The 18,173-nt window shown below is 66.9% G+C and carries 15 protein-coding genes; 5 read left to right on the top strand and 10 right to left on the bottom strand.

The genetic code is table 11. The features are described 5' to 3' along the window. Window positions 1-32: 32 nt before the first annotated feature. The 6 genes from Q4F19_RS01935 to Q4F19_RS01910 all read right to left on the bottom strand — a co-directional run bounded on the left by Q4F19_RS01935 (window position 33) and on the right by Q4F19_RS01910 (window position 8,901). Window positions 33-1,229: a DUF445 domain-containing protein gene (locus Q4F19_RS01935; protein WP_303539940.1), complete on the bottom strand. Its 1,197-nt coding sequence runs from the start codon at window positions 1,227-1,229 to the stop codon at window positions 33-35. Between the two features lie 241 nt (window positions 1,230-1,470). Continuing rightward, entirely contained in the window at window positions 1,471-4,590 is a 3,120-nt protein-coding gene (locus Q4F19_RS01930) for an efflux RND transporter permease subunit (protein WP_303539448.1), read from the bottom strand. A 21-nt stretch (window positions 4,591-4,611) separates the two neighbouring features. Next, a complete protein-coding gene (locus Q4F19_RS01925) occupies window positions 4,612-5,778 on the bottom strand; it encodes an efflux RND transporter periplasmic adaptor subunit (RefSeq protein WP_303539447.1) in 1,167 nt (388 codons plus the stop codon). A gap of 80 nt (window positions 5,779-5,858) precedes the next feature. After that, complete coding sequence (locus Q4F19_RS01920) at window positions 5,859-6,773, bottom strand: 50S ribosomal protein L11 methyltransferase (RefSeq protein WP_303539446.1); 915 nt, start codon at window positions 6,771-6,773, stop codon at window positions 5,859-5,861. Beyond that, entirely contained in the window at window positions 6,763-7,473 is a 711-nt protein-coding gene (locus Q4F19_RS01915; protein WP_303539445.1) for an SDR family NAD(P)-dependent oxidoreductase, read from the bottom strand. The genes Q4F19_RS01920 and Q4F19_RS01915 overlap by 11 nt, the downstream gene beginning before the upstream one ends. Window positions 7,474-7,515: 42 nt before the next feature. Then, window positions 7,516-8,901 carry a methyl-accepting chemotaxis protein gene (locus Q4F19_RS01910; protein ID WP_303539444.1) on the bottom strand — a complete coding sequence of 462 codons (1,386 nt, stop codon included), beginning with the start codon at window positions 8,899-8,901 and terminating at the stop codon, window positions 7,516-7,518. Window positions 8,902-9,055: 154 nt separating this feature from the next. Here Q4F19_RS01910 and sdhC point away from each other — a divergent pair, with 154 nt between their 5' ends. Genes sdhC through sdhA form a run of 3 tightly spaced genes read left to right on the top strand, consistent with a single transcriptional unit; the run spans window position 9,056 to window position 11,642 of the window. Beyond that, window positions 9,056-9,472, top strand: a complete 417-nt coding sequence (sdhC, locus tag Q4F19_RS01905) for a succinate dehydrogenase, cytochrome b556 subunit (RefSeq protein WP_303539443.1) — start codon at window positions 9,056-9,058, stop codon at window positions 9,470-9,472. Then, entirely contained in the window at window positions 9,472-9,858 is a 387-nt protein-coding gene (gene sdhD, locus Q4F19_RS01900) for a succinate dehydrogenase, hydrophobic membrane anchor protein (protein WP_303539442.1), read from the top strand. Before sdhC ends, sdhD begins: the two co-directional genes overlap by 1 nt. Continuing rightward, window positions 9,855-11,642: a succinate dehydrogenase flavoprotein subunit gene (gene sdhA / locus Q4F19_RS01895; RefSeq protein ID WP_303539939.1), complete on the top strand. Its 1,788-nt coding sequence runs from the start codon at window positions 9,855-9,857 to the stop codon at window positions 11,640-11,642. Before sdhD ends, sdhA begins: the two co-directional genes overlap by 4 nt. A gap of 37 nt (window positions 11,643-11,679) precedes the next feature. Here sdhA and Q4F19_RS01890 read toward each other — a convergent pair whose 3' ends face one another. Together Q4F19_RS01890 and Q4F19_RS01885 are read right to left on the bottom strand one after the other, a co-directional pair. Next, the gene (locus Q4F19_RS01890) at window positions 11,680-12,777 is read right to left on the bottom strand and encodes a glycosyltransferase (protein ID WP_303539441.1); all 1,098 of its coding nucleotides are present in this window, start codon (window positions 12,775-12,777) and stop codon (window positions 11,680-11,682) included. Between the two features lie 59 nt (window positions 12,778-12,836). Further along, window positions 12,837-13,790, bottom strand: coding sequence for a M48 family metalloprotease (locus tag Q4F19_RS01885; RefSeq protein WP_303539440.1), 954 nt, complete (start codon window positions 13,788-13,790; stop codon window positions 12,837-12,839). 193 nt (window positions 13,791-13,983) lie between these two features. On the opposite strand from Q4F19_RS01885, the gene ettA reads away from it, so the two are divergent. Together ettA and Q4F19_RS01875 are read left to right on the top strand one after the other, a co-directional pair. Continuing rightward, window positions 13,984-15,663 carry an energy-dependent translational throttle protein EttA gene (ettA, locus tag Q4F19_RS01880; RefSeq protein WP_303539439.1) on the top strand — a complete coding sequence of 560 codons (1,680 nt, stop codon included), beginning with the start codon at window positions 13,984-13,986 and terminating at the stop codon, window positions 15,661-15,663. A gap of 14 nt (window positions 15,664-15,677) precedes the next feature. After that, a complete protein-coding gene (locus Q4F19_RS01875; protein WP_303539438.1) occupies window positions 15,678-16,103 on the top strand; it encodes a ribose-phosphate pyrophosphokinase in 426 nt (141 codons plus the stop codon). On the opposite strand, the gene Q4F19_RS01870 is transcribed toward Q4F19_RS01875, so the two are convergent. Both Q4F19_RS01870 and Q4F19_RS01865 read right to left on the bottom strand, forming a co-directional pair. Beyond that, a complete protein-coding gene (locus Q4F19_RS01870; RefSeq protein ID WP_303539437.1) occupies window positions 16,087-16,659 on the bottom strand; it encodes a Uma2 family endonuclease in 573 nt (190 codons plus the stop codon). The two genes, Q4F19_RS01875 and Q4F19_RS01870, sit on opposite strands and share 17 nt — an antisense overlap. Before the next feature lie 13 nt (window positions 16,660-16,672). Next, window positions 16,673-18,055 carry a M20/M25/M40 family metallo-hydrolase gene (locus Q4F19_RS01865; protein ID WP_303539436.1) on the bottom strand — a complete coding sequence of 461 codons (1,383 nt, stop codon included), beginning with the start codon at window positions 18,053-18,055 and terminating at the stop codon, window positions 16,673-16,675. Window positions 18,056-18,173: the final 118 nt, after the last annotated feature.

Genomic DNA, 18,173 nt, shown 5'->3' with positions numbered 1-18,173 from the left:
TCCTCAGGATGAGCGGTCCGGGGATGCGGTAGTCACCCGATCGCCAGCGACACCGCGTAGATCGCCAGCCCGACCAGCCCGCCCACCAACGTCCCGTTGACGCGAATATATTGGAGGTCGCGGCCGACCGCCGTCTCCAGCCGCTCGGTGACGGTGCTCGCGTCCCAGCCGCGGATCGTGTCCGACACCAAAGCGACGATGCCGTCGCCATAAGCCGCGACGATGCCGACCGTGGCGCGGCGCGCGAAGCGGTTGACGGCGATGCGCATGCGCTCGTCATTCTGGAGCGTCTCCCCCGTCTGGCGGAGCATCTCGCCGAACTTGCCGGCGAGCGCCTCCTGCGGATCGCGCACGGCGCGCAGCATCGCCGCGCGCGCGCTCTGCCACATGCCGTCCAGCCAGCGGCCGACCGCGGGGTTGGCGATCAGCGCATCGCGCAACCGCTCGACGCGCTCCTGCATTTCGGGATCGTGCTGAAGCTTCTCGGCGAGCTGGGCGAGCGCCTCCTCGGTCTTGGCGCGCAGGGGATGGTCGGGATCGTCGGCCATGTCGGCGAGCAGCTTGAACAGGCCTTCCATGATCTTGGTCGACAGCGTCTCGTCGAGACCGGTCCAGCGCAGGATCGATCCGGCGCGGTCGTGGATCATCTTGCGGAACAGTGGCTCGTTGGCGTCGAGCGTGCGGCCGACCCAGTCGATCGCGCCGTCGATGAGCGGGCGGTGGCGGCCCTCGGCCATCGCCGCGCCGAGCAGCTGGCCGGCGAGGGGGGCGACCTGCATGTCCTTCAGCCGCTGGACGGCCATCCCCTTGAACAGGCCGCCGAGCCGCTCGTCGGCGAGGCCTTCCAGCAAAGTCGCGACGAGCTTGCCGCCGCGCAGCTTGCCCGAGGGCGGGCGCGCGAGCAGCCGGCCGAGCCCGGCGGCGATGTCGATCCGCTGCATCCGCCGCGCGACGACGCTGGGAGTGAGGAAGTTCGAGCGCAGGAATGCCGCCAGGCTGTCGCCGATCCGGTCCTTGTTACGCGGGATGATCGCGGTGTGCGGGATCGGCAGACCGAGCGGGTGGCGGAACAAGGCCGTCACCGCGAACCAGTCGGCAAGCCCGCCAACCATCGCCGCCTCGGCGAAGGCACGCACGAACGCCCAGGCGGGGTATCGGTGCAGCAGGAGGCTGGAGACGACGAACACGGCCGCCATCGCCAGCAGCAGCCCGGTCGCGACGCGCCGCATCCGCCTGAGCGCCGCCGCCTGCGGTCCGGTCGTGTCGGTCCGCGTCGACAGGGGGAGGGGGATGGCCATTGCGGTCACAATCGCCGGTGAGGCGAATGGTTCAAGTGCTTTCGTTACGGAGCGCGCCTTCAGCCCCCGTTCGTGCCGAGCATGATCGAAGCACGTGCCCGAAAGGACCGTCCCTCGCAGCACGTCCTTCGACTACGCTCAGGACGACCGGGTATTTTGTCAGCGTCTGGTCCTACTCCGCGGGCTGAACCGGTGCGACGGGATGGCCCTTGGAGCCGCCTTCGCCGCCGAGCAGCCGCCCGAGCTTCGGCCCGATCTTGCGCTCGATCCCGTCGGCGAGGCTGAAGCCGGCCGGCACGATCAGCAAGGTCAGCAAGGTCGACAGGATCAGGCCGCCGATCACGGTGACCGCCATCGGCTGGTTGAAGCTGCCGTCGCTGCCGAGTGCCAGCGCGACGGGCATCATGCCCGCGATCATCGCGACCGTGGTCATCACGATCGGTTGTGCGCGCTTGTGGCCCGCCTCGAGGATCGCCTGCCGGGGCGGTACGCCGCGGCCCAGCTCCTCGATCGCGAAATCGATGAGCAGGATCGAATTCTTGGCGACGATGCCGAGCAGCATCAGCAGCCCGATCATCACCGGCATCGAGATCGGCATGCCGACGATGTGGAGCGCGAGCGCGCCGCCCAGCGGAGCCAGCACAAGCGAGGCCATGTTCACGAAGGGCGGGATCACGCGCTTGTAGAGCAGGACGAGCACCGCGAAGACCATGAACACGCCGGTGATGACCGCGATGACGAAGTTGGTCACCATCTCCGCCTGCCACTTGGCATTGCCGAAGGCGACGCGCTGCACGCCGCTCGGCAGATTCTTGAAGGCATCGAGCGCGAAGACGCGCGACTGGACGTCACCCTGGATCGCGCCCGGCGCGATATCGGCGCCGATCATCAGGCGGCGCGCCTGATTGTAGCGGCGGATCTGCGACGGGCCCGAGCCGAAGCCCACCTCGGCGACGACGCGCAGCGGCACCGAGCCGCCGAACGAGGTCGGCACCGGCAGATCCTTGACCGTATCGAGGCTGCGCCGGCTATTCTCGGCGAGCGCCACCCGGATCGGGATCTGACGATCCGAGAGCGAAAATTTGGCGACGTTCTGATCGATGTCGCCCAGCGTCGCGATGCGGATCGTCTGGCTGAGCGCCTGCGTCGTCACGCCGAGATCGGCGGCGAGATCGAAGCGCGGCTTGATGACGATTTCCGGACGCGGCAGATCGCCATCGACGCGCGGCGCGCGGATCTCGGGGATCTTCTTCATCGCGGCCACCGCCTGATCGGCGGCCTGGTACAGCTTCACGGGATCGTCGCCCGCGAGCATCACGGTGATGTCGCGACCGCCGCCGCCACCGGCCTGGCTCTGGAAGGTGACGCGCGCATCGGCGATCGCGCGCAGCTGCGGCGCGAGATTGCGCTCGAACTCGGTCGTCGTCCGCTCGCGCTTTTCCTTCAGCTTGATGAAGATGTTCGCGTTGCCGACGTTGATGCTCTCGATCGCGATCTCGACATTGGGATCGCTGCGCAGGATCGCCGCGGTGCGATCGGCGACGCCTTCGGTCTGCTGGAGCGTCGTGCCCGGCACCATCTGGATGCGGACCTGGCTGATGCCGAGATCGAGCTCCGGCTGGAAGGTGAAGGGCAGGGTCGCGAAGGCGAGGATCGTCGCGAGGAAGCAGAGAAAGCCGAATACCATCGTCAGCTTGCGATTGTCGCGGATGAACAGTCGATACCAGCGGCGATGCGGCACGCGGTTCAGCGTCCACGTCAGCGCCGCCATATAATAATCCATCCACTTGCCTTCGCCGTGCGATTCCGCGCCGTGGCTCTTGAGCATGTAGGCGGCGATCATCGGCGTGATCAGGCGCGCGACGGCAAGGCTCATCAGCACCGCGACAACGATCGTGATGCCGAAATTCTTGAAGAACTGACCCGACACGCCGGGCATCAGCCCCACCGGCAGGAAGACCGCGACGATCGCGAAGGTCGTCGCGACGACGGCGAGGCCGATCTCGTCCGCGGCGTCGATCGAGGCCTGGAAGGCGCTCTTCCCCATCCGCATGTGGCGAACGATATTCTCGATCTCCACGATCGCATCGTCGACGAGCACGCCCGCGACGAGGCTCAGCGCGAGCAGGCTGATGCCGTTCAGCGTGAATCCCATCAGATCCATGATCCAGAAGGTCGGGATCGCGGACAGCGGAATGGCGAGCGCGGAGATGAAGGTCGCGCGGCGATCGCGCAGGAAGATGAAGACGACGACGACCGCGAGGACGGCGCCCTCGATGATCGCGTGGATCGCGGCCTTGTACTGGCCCTTGGTGTAGGTGACGCTGGTATAGAGTTCGTGGAACTTGATCTTGCCGCCGCCTTCCTTCTCCAGCTTGGCGATCTCCTTCTTCGCGTCCTCATAGAGCGTGACGTCGGAGAAGCCCTTGGCCTTGCTGATCGAGAAATCGAGCACCTGGTGACCGTTGAGCTTGGCGAGGCTGCGCTGCTCGGCATAAGCATCGCGCACCTCGGCCAGATCGGACAGGCGCACCGAGCGGCCATTGGCGACCTGGATCTGCTTCTCGCCCAGCGCATAGGCATCGGCGGCGTTGCCGACGATGCGGACCGATTGCTCGGCGCCGGCGATCTCGGCTCGGCCGCCGGCGGCATTGAGGTTCATCTGGCGCAGCTGCGCGTTGACGCCGGCGGCGGTGATGCCCTGCGCCTGCATCTTGTTCGGATCGAGAACGACGCGGATCTCGCGACTGACCCCGCCCTCGCGCTGGACCTGCGCCATGCCCGAAATGCCGAGCAGCCGCTTGGAGACGGTGTTGTCGACATACCAGCTGAGCTGCTCCAGCGTCATGTCGCTGGCCTCGACGGAGGCGAACATGATCGGATCGCCGGTAATGTCGATCCGCTTGACCTGCGGCTCGAGGATGCCGTCCGGCAGCTGGCTGCGGATCTGCGAAATCGCATCGCGCATGTCGTTGACCGCGCGATCGATCGGCGTGCCGATCGTGAACATGACGGTCGTGCTGGAGCTGCCCTCGTTGACGAGCGAGCTGATCTCGTCGACGCCGCTGATCGAGCGGACCGCCGCCTCCACGCGCTGCGTGACCTGCGTCTCGAGCTCGGTCGGCGCGGCGCCGGGCTGGGTGACGACGATCGTTGCCGCCGGGAAGCTGACATCCGGATCCTGATTGAGATCCATTCGGATGAAACTGACGATGCCGAGGATCGTCAGCGCCACGAAGAGCACGATGGCCGGAACGGGGTTCCGGATCGACCAGGCGGAAATGTTACGCATCGTGCGTCTCCGTTCGGAGGCTTAGCGCGCCGGCCGGGCGACTTCGGGAAGGACCTTCTCGCCGGGCGAGAGGAAGGCGCCGGCGTTGACGACGACCTTCTCGCGCCCCTCGAGGCCGGTCGCGATGCTGACCCCGGCATCGCTGACGTCGCCGACCGTGACCTCGCGACGTTCCACAACGCCCTGCGCGTTCACGATCAGCACGTAATTGCCCTTCTGATCGCTCAGCACCGCCGATTCCGGCAGCTGCGGCACGTCCGCGAAGCCGGTCGCGATGCTCGCATTGGCGAAGCCGCCGGGGCGCAGTGCGGTGTCGTAGGTCAGCGCGACGCGGGCGACGCCCTGGCGCGAGGTGGGATCGATGATCGGCGAGAGCTGCCAGATCCTGCCGGTCAGCGTCTTGCCGCTGCCGATCGGCGTGACGCTGGCGGCGGTGCCGATCCGCATGTGCGCCAGATCCTGCTCCGCGACGCGCGCGAGCATCTCCATCTCGCCCTTGTCGGCGATGCGGAACAGCGCGCCGCCCGAGGGGCCGACGATCTGGCCGGGTTCGACCGTACGGGTGAGGACGAGGCCGCCGGCCGGCGCGCGGATGACCAAGCGGGCGTTGCGCGCCTGCTGCTCGGCGAGCTGGGCGCGCGCGACGTTGACGCGGGCATTGGCCTGATCGCGCGCGGCGGTGCGCGTATCGATATCTGCTTTCGAGATGAAGCCGTTGCCGACCAGCGCCTTGGCGCGATCGAGATTGCTCTGGGCGAGCGCGGCGTCGGCGCGGGCGGCGGCGACGCCGGCGGCGAGGCTCGCGGCCTGCTGCGTCTGCACCGAGCGCTCGACGATCGCGAGCGGCTGACCGCTCTTCACCCAGTCGCCCGGATAGACGAGCACCTGCGTGACCATGCCGCCTTCGCCGACGATGCCGACAGGCATGTCGTGGCGCGCGGAGATCGTGCCGGCGGCAGTGACGCTGCCCGCAATCTGGCTGTGACCGGGGATCGTGACGGTAACGCGCTGGAGCGTCGCCTCGGCCGGGCCGGTCTTCTTCTGGGCGTTGCGGAACATCACAAGGCCGATCAGCGCGACGACCGCGAGCGCGGCGACCAGCGCGATGATCAGCTTGCGACGCGAGCGCGCCGGATCCAGAACCTCATAGTCGGCACGATCGCCGCCGATGCCCGATTGCATGTTCATCTGCTTCCATCCCCGCGCCCAAGACCCCCCTGAGGCGCACCAGTGTGTTACTTCAATACATCACTTGTCGCAAGCACTCTTTACGGCCGCTGAACGAGCACCAAGGTCGGCCAGTCGCCGCGCTGGAGCCGTTCGGAGAGACGGAAGCCCCGCGCGGCGAACGCCGCGACGACCGCATCCTCCTGATCGGCGAGCAGGCCGGCCAGCATCACTCTCCCACCCGGGCCGATCCGGTCCGCAAAACTCGGCGCGAGTTCGATCAGCGGGCCGGCCAGGATATTCGCGATCAATAGATCGAAAGGGCCGGTCCGGGCAATCTCCGGATGATCCACTCCGGGGCAGGTGAAGAGCGCGATTGCATCGGCGGGAATCGCATTTTCGGCCATGTTCGCGCGGGTCACGTCGATCGCGATCGGATCGATGTCGGCCGCGAGGATGGGCGCCTCGGGCCACAAGGCGCGTGCGGCGAAGGCGAGCAGCCCGGTGCCCGTGCCGATGTCGGCGATATTGGCGAAGCGGTGGCCGGCGGTCGCGAGCTGATCGAGCATCTCGAGGCAGCCGGTCGTCGTCTCGTGATGCCCGGTGCCGAAGGCGCGACCGGCCTCGATCAGGAAGGGGATCGTCCCCGCCGGGCTCTCGCCGGCATGCGCGCCGGTGAAGACGTGGAAGCGGCCGGCGCGGATCGGGACCAAGAACGCCTGGCTGCGCGTGACCCAGTCCTCGTCCTCGATCCGGACGATCTCGGGCGGGCCTCTATCGGGGGCGAGGCTGCCGATCGCCTCGATCAGCTCGGGTGTGGGCACGCCCTCGACATAGACGTCGATCAGCCAGGCATCGGGCGCGGCCGGATCGGGCTCGCTCGTCATCACGGTCGGCGGCGGATCGAAGGCAGCGAGCGCGGGCACGTCCTCGATCAGCGCCTCGGCCTGCGCGCGCGAGCAGGGCAGGGTGATCTTCCAGCTTTCGGCCGACTGCACCTGCCACTCAGCGGACATAGCTGGCTCCGTTGATGTCGAGGACCGCGCCGGTCATCGAGGGCGGCGCATCGAGCGCGAGGAACCGCACCGCCTCGGCCACCTCGGCCGGATCGGCGACGCGACCGAGCGGGATGTCGGCGAGCAGCGTGTCGCCGCCGCGGCTGGCGAGATAATCCTCCGCCATGCCGGTCATCGTGAAGCCGGGGCAGACCGCGAAGGCGAGGATCCCTTCGCGCGCATAGCCCCGGGCGATCGTCTTGGTCATCGCGACCATGCCGGCCTTGGACGCGGCATAATGCCAGTGGGCGGGGCTGTCGCCGCGATAGGCGGCACGGCTGGCGATGTTGACGATCCGCCCGCTCGTGCCGCGCTGCTGCCAATGGCGGACGGCGAGACGGCACAGCTCGGCAGAGGCGGTGAGGTTGACGCGCATCGTCCGCTCCCAGCCGGCGAGCCATTCGGCGTCGTCGCAGTCGAGCGGTGTCGCTTCGAAGATGCCGGCATTGTTGACGAGGACGTCGATCCGGCCGTCGAGGCGATCGAGCGCCTCAGCCCACAGACGCGCCGCGGCGCCGGGCTGCGCGAGATCGGCGGCGAGCCGATCGGCCGCGGCCGTTGTGCCATGCCCGATCGCGCGGGCGCCGGCCAGCGCCGTCAGGATCGATGCGCCGATGCCCCGGCTACTGCCGGTGACGAGGATATGAGGGTGTTCGGACATGGCGCGCGCATAAGCCTGTGCCGGGCGCGGCGCCAGTATCCGTCACCCCAGGCGGGCGATGAACTCGATCGCGTCGGTTTCCAGCGTGACGAGCTTGCCGTCGACGTCGCGGAAGCCGGTGTCGAGGCTGTCGATCGTCCCCGCGAGATTTTCGGTGCCCGAACGGATCGCGGCGATCGTGCCGGACATCGCATCGGCGGCGAGCGCGGTCTCGTCGACCGCGGCGGTGATCATCGTCACCGTCTGCGCCTGCGTCTCCATCGCCATGCGGATTCGCTCCGCCGAATTCTGGACGTCGCCGATCGTCGCCCGAATCGAGCCATTGGCTTCCACCGTCTGGCGCGTCGCGACCTGGATCGCACCGATCTTGGCGGCGATATCGTCGGTCGCGCGGGCGGTCTGGTTGGCTAGGCTCTTCACTTCCTGAGCGACGACCGCGAAGCCACGTCCGGCATCGCCGGCGCGCGCGGCCTCGATCGTCGCGTTGAGCGCGAGCAGGTTGGTCTGGCCGGCAATGTCGCGGATCAGGCTCAGGATCGATTCGATCGCATGCGCATGTTCGGACAATGCGGTGCTGACCTCGACCGCCCGCTTCGATTCGTTGCCCGCGCGCGTGGCGACGCCGGCGGCGACCTCCACCTCGTTGCGCGCATCCTCGATCGCGCGGATCAGCCCGGCGGCGGTCTGCGCGGCTTCGCGCATCGCGATCGCGGACTGTTCGGCGGCGGCCGCCACTTCCGAGGTCTTGCCCAGCATGCCGCGGGCAGAGCCGGAGGCGTCTGCGGTGCGGCGGCGAAGATCCTTCGATTCGGTCAGCGCCTCGTTGAGCAGCACGCCCACCGATTCGCGGAATGCGGCGCCTTCGCCCCGCCGCAGCGCCTGCTCCTCGTCGATCGCGGCCCGGTTGAGGCGCGCCGAGAGCAGATCGAGCTTGATCGCGAGGATCAGGATCAGGCGATCGGTGGCGAGACGGACGAAAGCCGGATCCTCCGCGAATGCGGTGCTGATCTGGCTGCAGCCCGCCGAGATCAGGCGGTGGAGAATGCTGGTGCAGATCGGGATGGGAATACGCTGCGCCAGATCGCTGTCGCCGATCGAGCCGGCAAATCGGAACCAGTCCGCATTCATGGGGCGGGTGAACAGATCGAGCACCGCGCGATCGGCGCCGCGCTTCAGATCCACGCCCAATGAGCCCGAGCTGGCACGCGTCGCTTCGTCGATCAACTGGCGCCCCGTTTCGGTCAAGCCCATCTGCTCGTGGATCGCGGTCATTTCGCCATAAACGGCCTCGCGCAGCACCGTCGCCGCGCGCGACCATATCGCTGCCAGATCGGCGCCGAACCGCCCGTTGTCACCATAGATGGTGTAGCGCAGGTCATACTCCTCAGGACGGAGTCCGCCTGATGGCGTTTGGGGATGCTGGCTCATGTCCATCTTGGAAACCTCTGCGGTCTTGTCTTGCCCCCCTCTAGGCCGGCAATGGTAAACGTGGAGTTATGGCTTTTCCGCAGCTGCGAGCGCGACCGTTGCAGTCCGCTCTCTTTGCTCTAAAGGCTTCCGCCAGGAGCCAGCAGGAGGAACGATGGCGCGAAATCCGGCACGGCCATTGTCGCCGCATCTCACGATCTGGCGCTGGGGACCGCATATGCTGGTCTCGATCCTGCACCGCGCGACGGGCACCGCGCTGGCGCTCGGCGGCGGCATCCTCTTCATCTGGTGGCTGACGGCGCTGGCCGGCGGCGAGGCATCCTATGCGCGCTTCATCGATCTGATGACGTCCGACGCGACGGGCCGGCTGAACCTGATCCCGGGCCTCGTCCTGTTCGGCCTGACCTGGTCCTTCTTCCAGCATATGAGCACGGGCATCCGCCATCTGCTGCTCGATACGGGCGCGGGCTACGAGCTGAAGATCAACAAGATGGGCGCGGTCGCCACGCTCGTCGTCTCCACGACCCTGACCGTGCTGGTCTGGGGCGCAATCCTGATGCGGGGGCACTGATGGGCACGGGTACGGGTATCGGCCGCGTCCGCGGTCTCGGTTCGGCCAAGCATGGCTCGCAGCATTGGTGGCGCCAGCGGCTGACCGCCGGCTCCAACCTGCTGCTGTTGGTCTGGCTCATCGTCTCGCTGCTGCGCCTGCCGCTTTACGACTATCGCGCGCTGATGCTGTGGCTTTCCAGCCCCTTCACGAGCGTCGCCCTGATCCTCGCGACCATCTCGGTCTTCTATCATCTGCGGCTCGGGCTGCAGGTCGTGATCGAGGACTACCAGCATGATTTCAGCCGCGTCGTCGCGATCGTCGCGCTCAATTTCTACGCGATCGGCGGCGCCGCGCTCGCCATCTTCGCCATCCTCAAGATCGCCTTCACCGGAGCTGCTGCCTGATGTCCGCCTATCAGATCATCGACCATGTCTATGATGCGGTCGTTGTGGGCGCCGGCGGATCGGGCCTGCGCGCGACGATGGGCTGCGCGGAGAAGGGCCTCAAGACGGCCTGCATCACCAAGGTGTTCCCGACGCGCTCGCACACCGTAGCGGCGCAGGGCGGCATCGCCGCATCCTTAGGCAACAACACGCCCGATCACTGGACGTGGCACATGTACGATACCGTCAAGGGATCGGACTGGCTCGGCGACCAGGACGCGATCGAATATATGGTGCGCGAGGCGCCTGCCGCGGTGATCGAACTGGAACATGCCGGCGTTCCGTTCAGCCGCAACGAGAATGGCACGATCTACCAGCGCCCCTTCGGTGGCCACATGCAGAATATGGGCGCGGGCCCGCCCGTGCAGCGGACCTGCGCCGCGGCCGACCGCACCGGCCACGCCATGCTTCACGCGCTCTATCAGCAGAGCCTGAAATATGACGCGGACTTCTTCGTCGAATATTTCGCGCTCGATCTCATCATGGAAGATGGCGTGTGCAAGGGCGTGCTCGCGCTCTGCATGGAGGATGGCAGCATCCACCGCTTCCGCGCGCATGCGGTCGTCCTGGCGACGGGCGGCTCGGGCCGCACCTATTTCTCGGCGACCTCGGCGCACACCTGCACCGGCGACGGCGGCGGGATGGTCCTGCGTGCGGGCCTGCCGCTGCAGGACATGGAGTTCGTCCAGTTCCACCCGACCGGCATCTACGGCGCGGGCGTGCTCATCACCGAAGGCGCGCGCGGCGAGGGCGGTTACCTGACCAATGCCGAGGGCGAGCGCTTCATGGAGCGCTATGCGCCGTCCGCGAAGGATCTTGCGTCGCGCGACGTCGTGTCGCGTTCGATGGCGATGGAGATGCGCGAAGGGCGCGGCGTCGGCAAGAATGGCGACTATATCTACCTGCACCTCGATCATATCGATCCGAAGGTGCTGGCCGAGCGCCTGCCCGGCATCACCGAGACGGGCAAGATCTTCGCCGGCGTCGACCTGACGCGCCAGCCTCTGCCCGTCACGCCGACCGTCCATTACAATATGGGCGGCGTGCCGTGTAACTATCATGGCGAGGTCGTCACGCTGAAGGACGGCAATCCGGACGCGGTCGTCCCCGGCCTGTTCGCGGTGGGCGAGGCGGCGTGCGTCTCGGTCCACGGTGCGAACCGCCTGGGCTCCAATTCGCTGATCGATCTCGTCGTGTTCGGCCGCGCGACCGGTTTCCGCATCGCCGAGCTGGTCCAGCCGAACAGCAAGCACGGCAAGATCGTGACCGAAGCCGACGACAAGGCGCTCGCCCGGCTCGATCATTATCGCAACGCGAGCGGCTCCACGCCGACCGCCGAGATTCGCCTCAAGATGCAGCACACGATGCAGAAGCATTGCGCCGTGTTCCGCGACAGCGCGCTGCTCCGCGAAGGGCAGGAGCTGATCGACGTCGTCTTCTCGACGCTGCAGGATGTCGGCATCAAGGATCGCTCGCTGATCTGGAATACCGATCTGATCGAGACGCTGGAGCTGGACAACATGTTGCCCCAGGCCGTCGTGACGATGCACGCGGCGGCGAACCGCAAGGAAAGCCGCGGCGCACACATGCACGAGGATTATCCCAATCGCGACGACGAGAATTGGATGAAGCACACCATCTCGTGGTTCGAAAAAGGCCAGGTCACGCTCGATTACCGCCCGGTCCACGATTATACGCTCACCGACGAGGCCGAGTATATCAAGCCGAAGGCGCGCGTTTACTGAGCGCGGGCTTTGAAGTGCGATTGGGAACAGGCGCGGATTAGGCCGACATGTCCGCGATGATGCCGGAGTATCGGGCGGCGATCGCGGCGAGATCATAGTCGGCCGCTCGTTCGCCGGGCATGATCCGGTCGTCGGACAGCTGGTGCAGCAAGCGGGCTGCCAGATCGACTGGCCCGCTGCCATCGAACAGCGCCCCGTATCGACCGGCCGCGAGCACGTCCGTCGCGTCTCCCGCGAGGCGCGAGGCCACTACAGGTGTCCCGACCGCCATTGCTTCCAGAAGCGCCAGCGACGACCCCTCCCAGCGCGAGGGCAGGGCGAAGACCGCGGCGCGCACCAGCCAGGCGAACACGTTGCTGGTCTCGCCGGCCAGCAGGAAATCTTGTTGAAAACCCGTATCCCTTGCGAGCGCGATCAGGCGCACCTGCTCCGCAACGGTGCCGCCGCCCAGCAGGATCAGTCGCAACCGGCGTTCGCGCCGGGCGAGGCCTGCCGCGGCGATCAGGACATCAAGATTTTTCTGCGGTCTCAGCCGCCCCACCGCGATCACGACCGGGACTTCCTCCTCCAGCCACGGATGGGGGCAGGGCGCCTGCGCCGATACGATGGCTTCGGTCCGTTCGACGCCGCTCGGCACCCACATCGCGCGTCCGCTCTCCAGCGCTTCGGCGAAGACGGCGTGACGGCCGAGGGCCTGTCCTACCAGCACGATGCGTGCCGCATCGGCTATCAGCCGCCGCATCCACCAGGTGCGACGGCGGTTCCCACGACCGTCCGGCCGGACGATTTCGTTGCTGATCCGGTACGCGCGGCGGATATGATCGAGCCCCCGGGTCGCAAGATAGGCGGTCGAGTGGCCGTGATTGCCGAACGAGAAGAGCAGTCCGGGCGGTTGGCGCCTCAGCCAGCGGCGAAGCGGGGCGATTGCGGCGACGCGTGGGAGCATGCCCTGCCGTTCGCGAAGCACGGCCATGTCGAATGGGCGTCGATCGATGCCGTCACGCCACAATCCGTCCGCATAGGCCGTCACGAGGATCGTGGGTCGCTCCGCGGCGAGAAGGGTGGCGATCGTGATGGCATCGCGAACGACACCGCTCGATCGCAGATCATGGACGTACAGATACACCGGCGCCATCCGCGCATCCTAGCGACGGATCATGACCATATGGTGCTCGCCAAACGGGAGGCTGCCCGTCATCGTCCGACAATAATCTTGTAGAGCCGGCCCGGCTGGATCACGGCGTCGTCGGCTAGCCCGTTGAGCACCATGAACCGCTCCGATCGGTGATCGGGATAGACCATCCGACTGCTCAAGCTCGCGATCGTGTCCTTGGGCGAAGCGGTAACGATCGCGACGCGGTGGCCGCTCTTGGCGTCGTCGTAAGGCAGGCCGTCGAGCGAGCGGAGGAAGGCGGTGTCCTGTCCTTCCGCCTTCGGCTGCGCGCCGAGCGACGCCGCCAACTGCGATGCGCGGGCGACGCGGTCGGGGCCGTTGGGGTGGGTCCGCGCGAAGACCGGGACGTTGCTGCCGCTCTTGCCCGAGATCGCGGATTGCAGCCGGGTCTCCCGGTCCAGCGAGTCGAGCATCGCCGAGGCGGCATAGGGATCGTAGCCCGCACCCGCGATGTAGCGGACGCCCAGACCATCGGCTTCATATTCCTGCGTGCGGCTGAAGCTCAACGTATAGAGCTGCGCGCCATAGCCCGCCGCCTGCCCGAGCGCGCTGCTGCCGGTCGCGACGCCGATGCCGGCAGCGAGGATCGAGCCGATCGTCGAGCGGCTGCTGCGCTTGGCCGAATGGCGGGCGGCGACATGGCCGATCTCGTGGCCCAGGACCGAAGCAAGCTCGCCCTCGCTGTTCATCAGCGCCAGCAACTGGCGGGTGACGTACACATAGCCGCCGGGGATGGCGAAGGCGTTTTCGACGGGAGAGTCGAGCAAGGCGATCGTGAAGTCCGAAGCGCTGTTCGACAGCCCGCTCTGGACGGCCACCCGCCTTGCGATCCGAGTTACGTAATCCGCCGCGGGGCCGCTCATCGCGCCGCCATATTGTGCGAGCAACTTCGGGTTCGCCTCGGCTCCGACCGCTTTCTCCTGCGGCGATAGGGAGCGTTGCGCCAAAAGCGGCAGAGGGGCGGTCGCGATCATCGCCCCGAGAATCCAAAACCGCATCCGCTTCATACCGCTCCCCAGTTCGTCTCTCCGATACGCTCGACCCACGAAAGCGTTTACCGCTTTGACCTTTCGATCGGGCCTCCCCATGTTTGCCAAGCAGGGGGCCACCGGCTAACCGGCGGCCACCACTTTGCCATCCGATCCCCTATCCGGAGCTTCGCCCCGCATGTCCGCCCAATATGCCTTCGTCATGAAGGACATGACCAAGACCTTCCCCGGCGCGCCCAAGCCGGTGCTGTCGAACATCAACCTGCAATTCTATCAGGGCGCCAAGATCGGCATCGTCGGCCCCAACGGCGCCGGCAAGTCGACGCTGATGAAGATCATGGCGGGCGTGGACAAGGATTATACCGGCGAGGCGTGGCCCGGCGAATATATCACCGTCGGCTATCTCGAGCAGGAGCCGGCGCTCGACCCGACCAAGACCGTGCTCGAGAACGTCAAGGAAGGCGCGCGCGAGACGGCCGATCTGGTCGATCGCTTCAACGCGATCTCGGCCGAGATGGGCGATCCCAAGGACGATACCGATTTCGACGCGCTGATGGAGGAGATGGGTGATCTCCAGACCAAGATCGACGCGGTCGACGGCTGGACGCTCGACAATCAGCTCGAAGTCGCGATGGAAGCGTTGCGCTGCCCGCCGGGCGACTGGGCGGTCGAGAATCTTTCGGGCGGTGAGCGGCGCCGCATCGCGCTGACCCGCCTGCTGATCCAGAAGCCCTCGATCCTGCTGCTCGACGAGCCGACCAACCATCTCGACGCCGAAAGCGTCGAGTGGCTCGAGCATCACCTGAAGGAATATGCCGGCGCGGTGCTGATGATCACCCACGATCGCTATTTCCTCGACAACGTCGTCGGCTGGATCCTCGAGATCGATCGCGGCAAATATTTCCCGTACGAAGGCAATTACTCGACCTATCTGGATAAGAAATCGAAGCGCCTCGAACAGGAAGAGCGCGAGGATTCGAGCCGCCAGACCGCGATCAAGAACGAGCTGGAATGGATCCGGCAGGGCGCCAAGGCGCGCCAGACCAAGTCCAAGGCGCGTATCGCCAAGTTCGAGCAGCTGGTCGAGACGCAGAAGAACCGCAAGCCGAGCGGCGCACAAATCGTAATCCAGGTGCCGGAGCGGCTCGGCGGCAAGGTGATCGAGGTCGAGAATATCTCGAAGGCCTATGGCGACAAATTGCTCTTCGAGGGCCTCTCGTTCACGCTTCCGGCGGGCGGCATCGTCGGCGTCATCGGCCCCAACGGCGCCGGCAAGTCGACCCTGTTCAAGATGATCACCGGCCAGGAAACCCCGGACAGCGGCACGATTGAGATGGGGTCCACCGTGCGCCTCGGCTATGTCGACCAGAGCCGCGATCACCTCGATCCCAAGAAGAACGTGTGGGAAGAGATTTCGGACGGGCACGATTATATGAAGGTCAACGGGCACGACGCCTCGACCCGCGCCTATGTCGGCGCGTTCAACTTCAAGGGCGCCGACCAGCAGAAAAATGTCGGCAAGCTCTCCGGCGGCGAGCGTAACCGCGTCAATATCGCCAAGATGCTCAAAAAGGGCGGCAACGTCCTGCTGCTCGACGAGCCGACCAACGATCTCGACGTCGAGACGCTGGGTGCCCTCGAGGAGGCCATCGAGAATTTCGCGGGCTGCGCGGTGGTCATCAGCCATGACCGCTTCTTTCTCGATCGCCTCGCCACGCACATCCTCGCCTTCGAGGGTGAAGGCCATGTCGAGTGGTTCGAGGGCAATTTCGAAAGCTACGAGGAAGACAAGCGCCGCCGCTTCGGCGACGCCGCGGACCGGCCGGGTTCGGGCGCCTACAAGAAGCTGACCCGCTAAGGAGAGCTGCTCCGATGGCCATCGAGACGCTGTCGGAGTGGCTGGAGGCCGAAGGGATCGTCCCGGTCGAAGGGCCGGGGGCGATCGCCGACGTCGCGCTCGTACGCAGCCTGCTCGTCGCGGCGGCGAAGCGGGGCGAGGCGCTGAGTTATTCGGAGATCCTCAACGCGCTCGGCTTCCGCTTCACGCGGCCGAAGATGCGCGCGCTGTGCAAGACGCTCGACGTAATCGATCGCGAGGCGGCGCTGCGCGGCGAGCCGGAACTGGCGGTGCTCGTGGTCCGCGAAAGCGATCGCCTGCCGGGGCAGGGCTGGTGGACGGGTGCGTCCGAGACGCGCGGTTACAAGGGAGCGTGGACTGGGCCGGAAGCGAGCGCTTTCGTCCGAACGCTTCAGCAGGAGGCCTTCGCTTATTGGGCGAAGGCTATAGATCGCCCGTAGCGACGAGGAGTCCGGTGATTGTCTCCGCTCGAAGGTCGTAGCCAAATGGGACGATGCGGTCCTTCGTGTAGGCATCGACCTCGGGCCGCCACATTTGATGGAAGACGCGCGCGGTCACATCAACGACCCAATATTCCGCAATTCCATGGCGAGCATAGAGCTTGGCCTTGCGTCCCAGATCGTTCGAGAGCGTTGTTTCGGAAACCTCGATGACGAGCCTTACGCTGTCGAGCGGCACCAGCCCCGTGCCGTCTGCGGCATCGGTCAGCACGATGTCCGGCTCCGGCGCGTTGTGCGGCGGCACGGCGATCGAGGCTTCGACCAGCGCCCGCACGTCCGCTTCGAGGCTGCGAAGCGCCAATGCGAGCTGAACGAAGAGATCAGACTTCACGCGCGCGTGGGGGCGGTGCTGCGCGTTCATGTAATAGATCTGTCCCTCGATCAGCTCCGTTTTTCCATAGTCCTCGAACGCGCCGGCCTCGTCGAGCCGCAGGTAATCCCCAAGCGTGAGCGGGACCAACGTCGGGGTCGTTACCAAAGCGGCAAGTTCGGCCATGGCGCTTATTCTATCATTTTGCCGCCGTCGGCGAAACAGGACCGAGCTCCTCCGCATCCTCTGCCGCGATCGCCAGCACCGCCGTCCAGGCCGCGACATTCTGGCGGAGCTGCTCGGGATCGACCTTGTCGAGCGTGTCGTCGGCGGTGTGGTGGATGTCGAAATAGCGCGTCGTGTCCTGCGACAGGTCGATCACCGGCGCGCCCTGCGCCGCCGCGATCGGCTCTACGTCCGTGCCGCCATGCGCGGCATCGCGGCCGCGGGTGATGCCGAGCGGCGACAAGGCCAGCGCCAGCCGGTCCGCGATCGGCACCGTTCTATCGGCGGCGGTCAGCTCGAAGCGCCAGACCTTGTCGGCGCCGCTGTCGCTTTCGCCGACGAGCACGTGGCGGTCGCCGGCATGCGCCTTCGCATAGGCCTCGCCGCCGAAGCCGCCGGGCTCCTCCGCGCCGAACCAGACGATCCGGATCGTGCGGCGCGGTCTGCCCGTCGCCATGATCCTTTTGGCCGCCGCGGTGACGATGGCGAGGCCCGAGGCGTCGTCGATCGTGCCCGTGCCGAGATCCCAGCTGTCGAGATGGCCGCCGACGAGGATGATGCCCGCCTTCGGATCTCGCCCCGGCACTTCGGCGACGACGTTGCCCGACGTGCCCGTGCCAGCCATGCGCGCGCCCAGCGCCAGATGCATCTTCACCGGCTTGCCGCGCGCGACGATGCGGGCGAGCTGCTCGGCATCGGGCACGCTGAGCGCCGCCGCCGGGATCGGCTGCGCGCCGTCGCTCCAGTTCTGCACGCCGGTATGCGCGACGCGGTGATGATCCGTTCCGATCGAGCGGATGACGATCGCGAGCGCCCCCTTCTTCGAGGCGATCGAGGGCCCGGTCCGGCGGATCGCGCCGATCTCGCCATAGGAGCCGCCATCCTGCTGCGCGGTCATGTGATGGTTCACGAACACGATCCGGCCGCGCACCGCCTCGGCCGGCGCCTTCGCGAGGGCGGCGAGCCCATCGAACGCGACGATCTGGGCAGTGATGCCGCCGGCCGGTGTCGCGCTGCTGTTGCCGAGCGCGGCGACGACGAGCTTCTGCGGGAAGGGCGCGACGATCTCGGCGCTTTCGTCGCCGCGCAGCCACACCGGCATCGTGAAGGGCTCGACATGGACGTTGGCGAAGCCGAGCGCCTTGAGCCTGGCGACCGCCCAATCGCGCCCGCGTGCCTCGGCCGGGGTCGCGGCGAGACGCTGGCCGACTTCGGTGGTCAGCCCTTCGAGGATGTCGAAGGCGACATCGTCGTGCAGCGCCGCGTCGCGCAGCGCGGCCGGACCGGGGCCCGGAGCGGCGAAGGCGGTGGAGGCGAGGAGGGCGGCGAGGGCTGCGGCGAGCATCTGTCTGGTCATGGCGCGCACGCTGCGATTTTCCGGCCTCAAGTCAAGCGCGGGACCGTCCGACCGAGACGCTGCTGGCGAAAAAGTCCACCAAGCTGACGACATCCCTTTCGTCGCGCCATCCGAGCAA

The sequence above is a fragment of the Sphingomonas natans genome (assembly GCF_030546695.1).
GTDB classification, from domain to species: Bacteria; Pseudomonadota; Alphaproteobacteria; order Sphingomonadales; family Sphingomonadaceae; genus Sphingomonas_I; species Sphingomonas_I natans.
The sequence above is the reverse complement of the archived record's forward strand: the minus strand, read 5'-3'. Positions and strand labels throughout refer to the sequence as shown.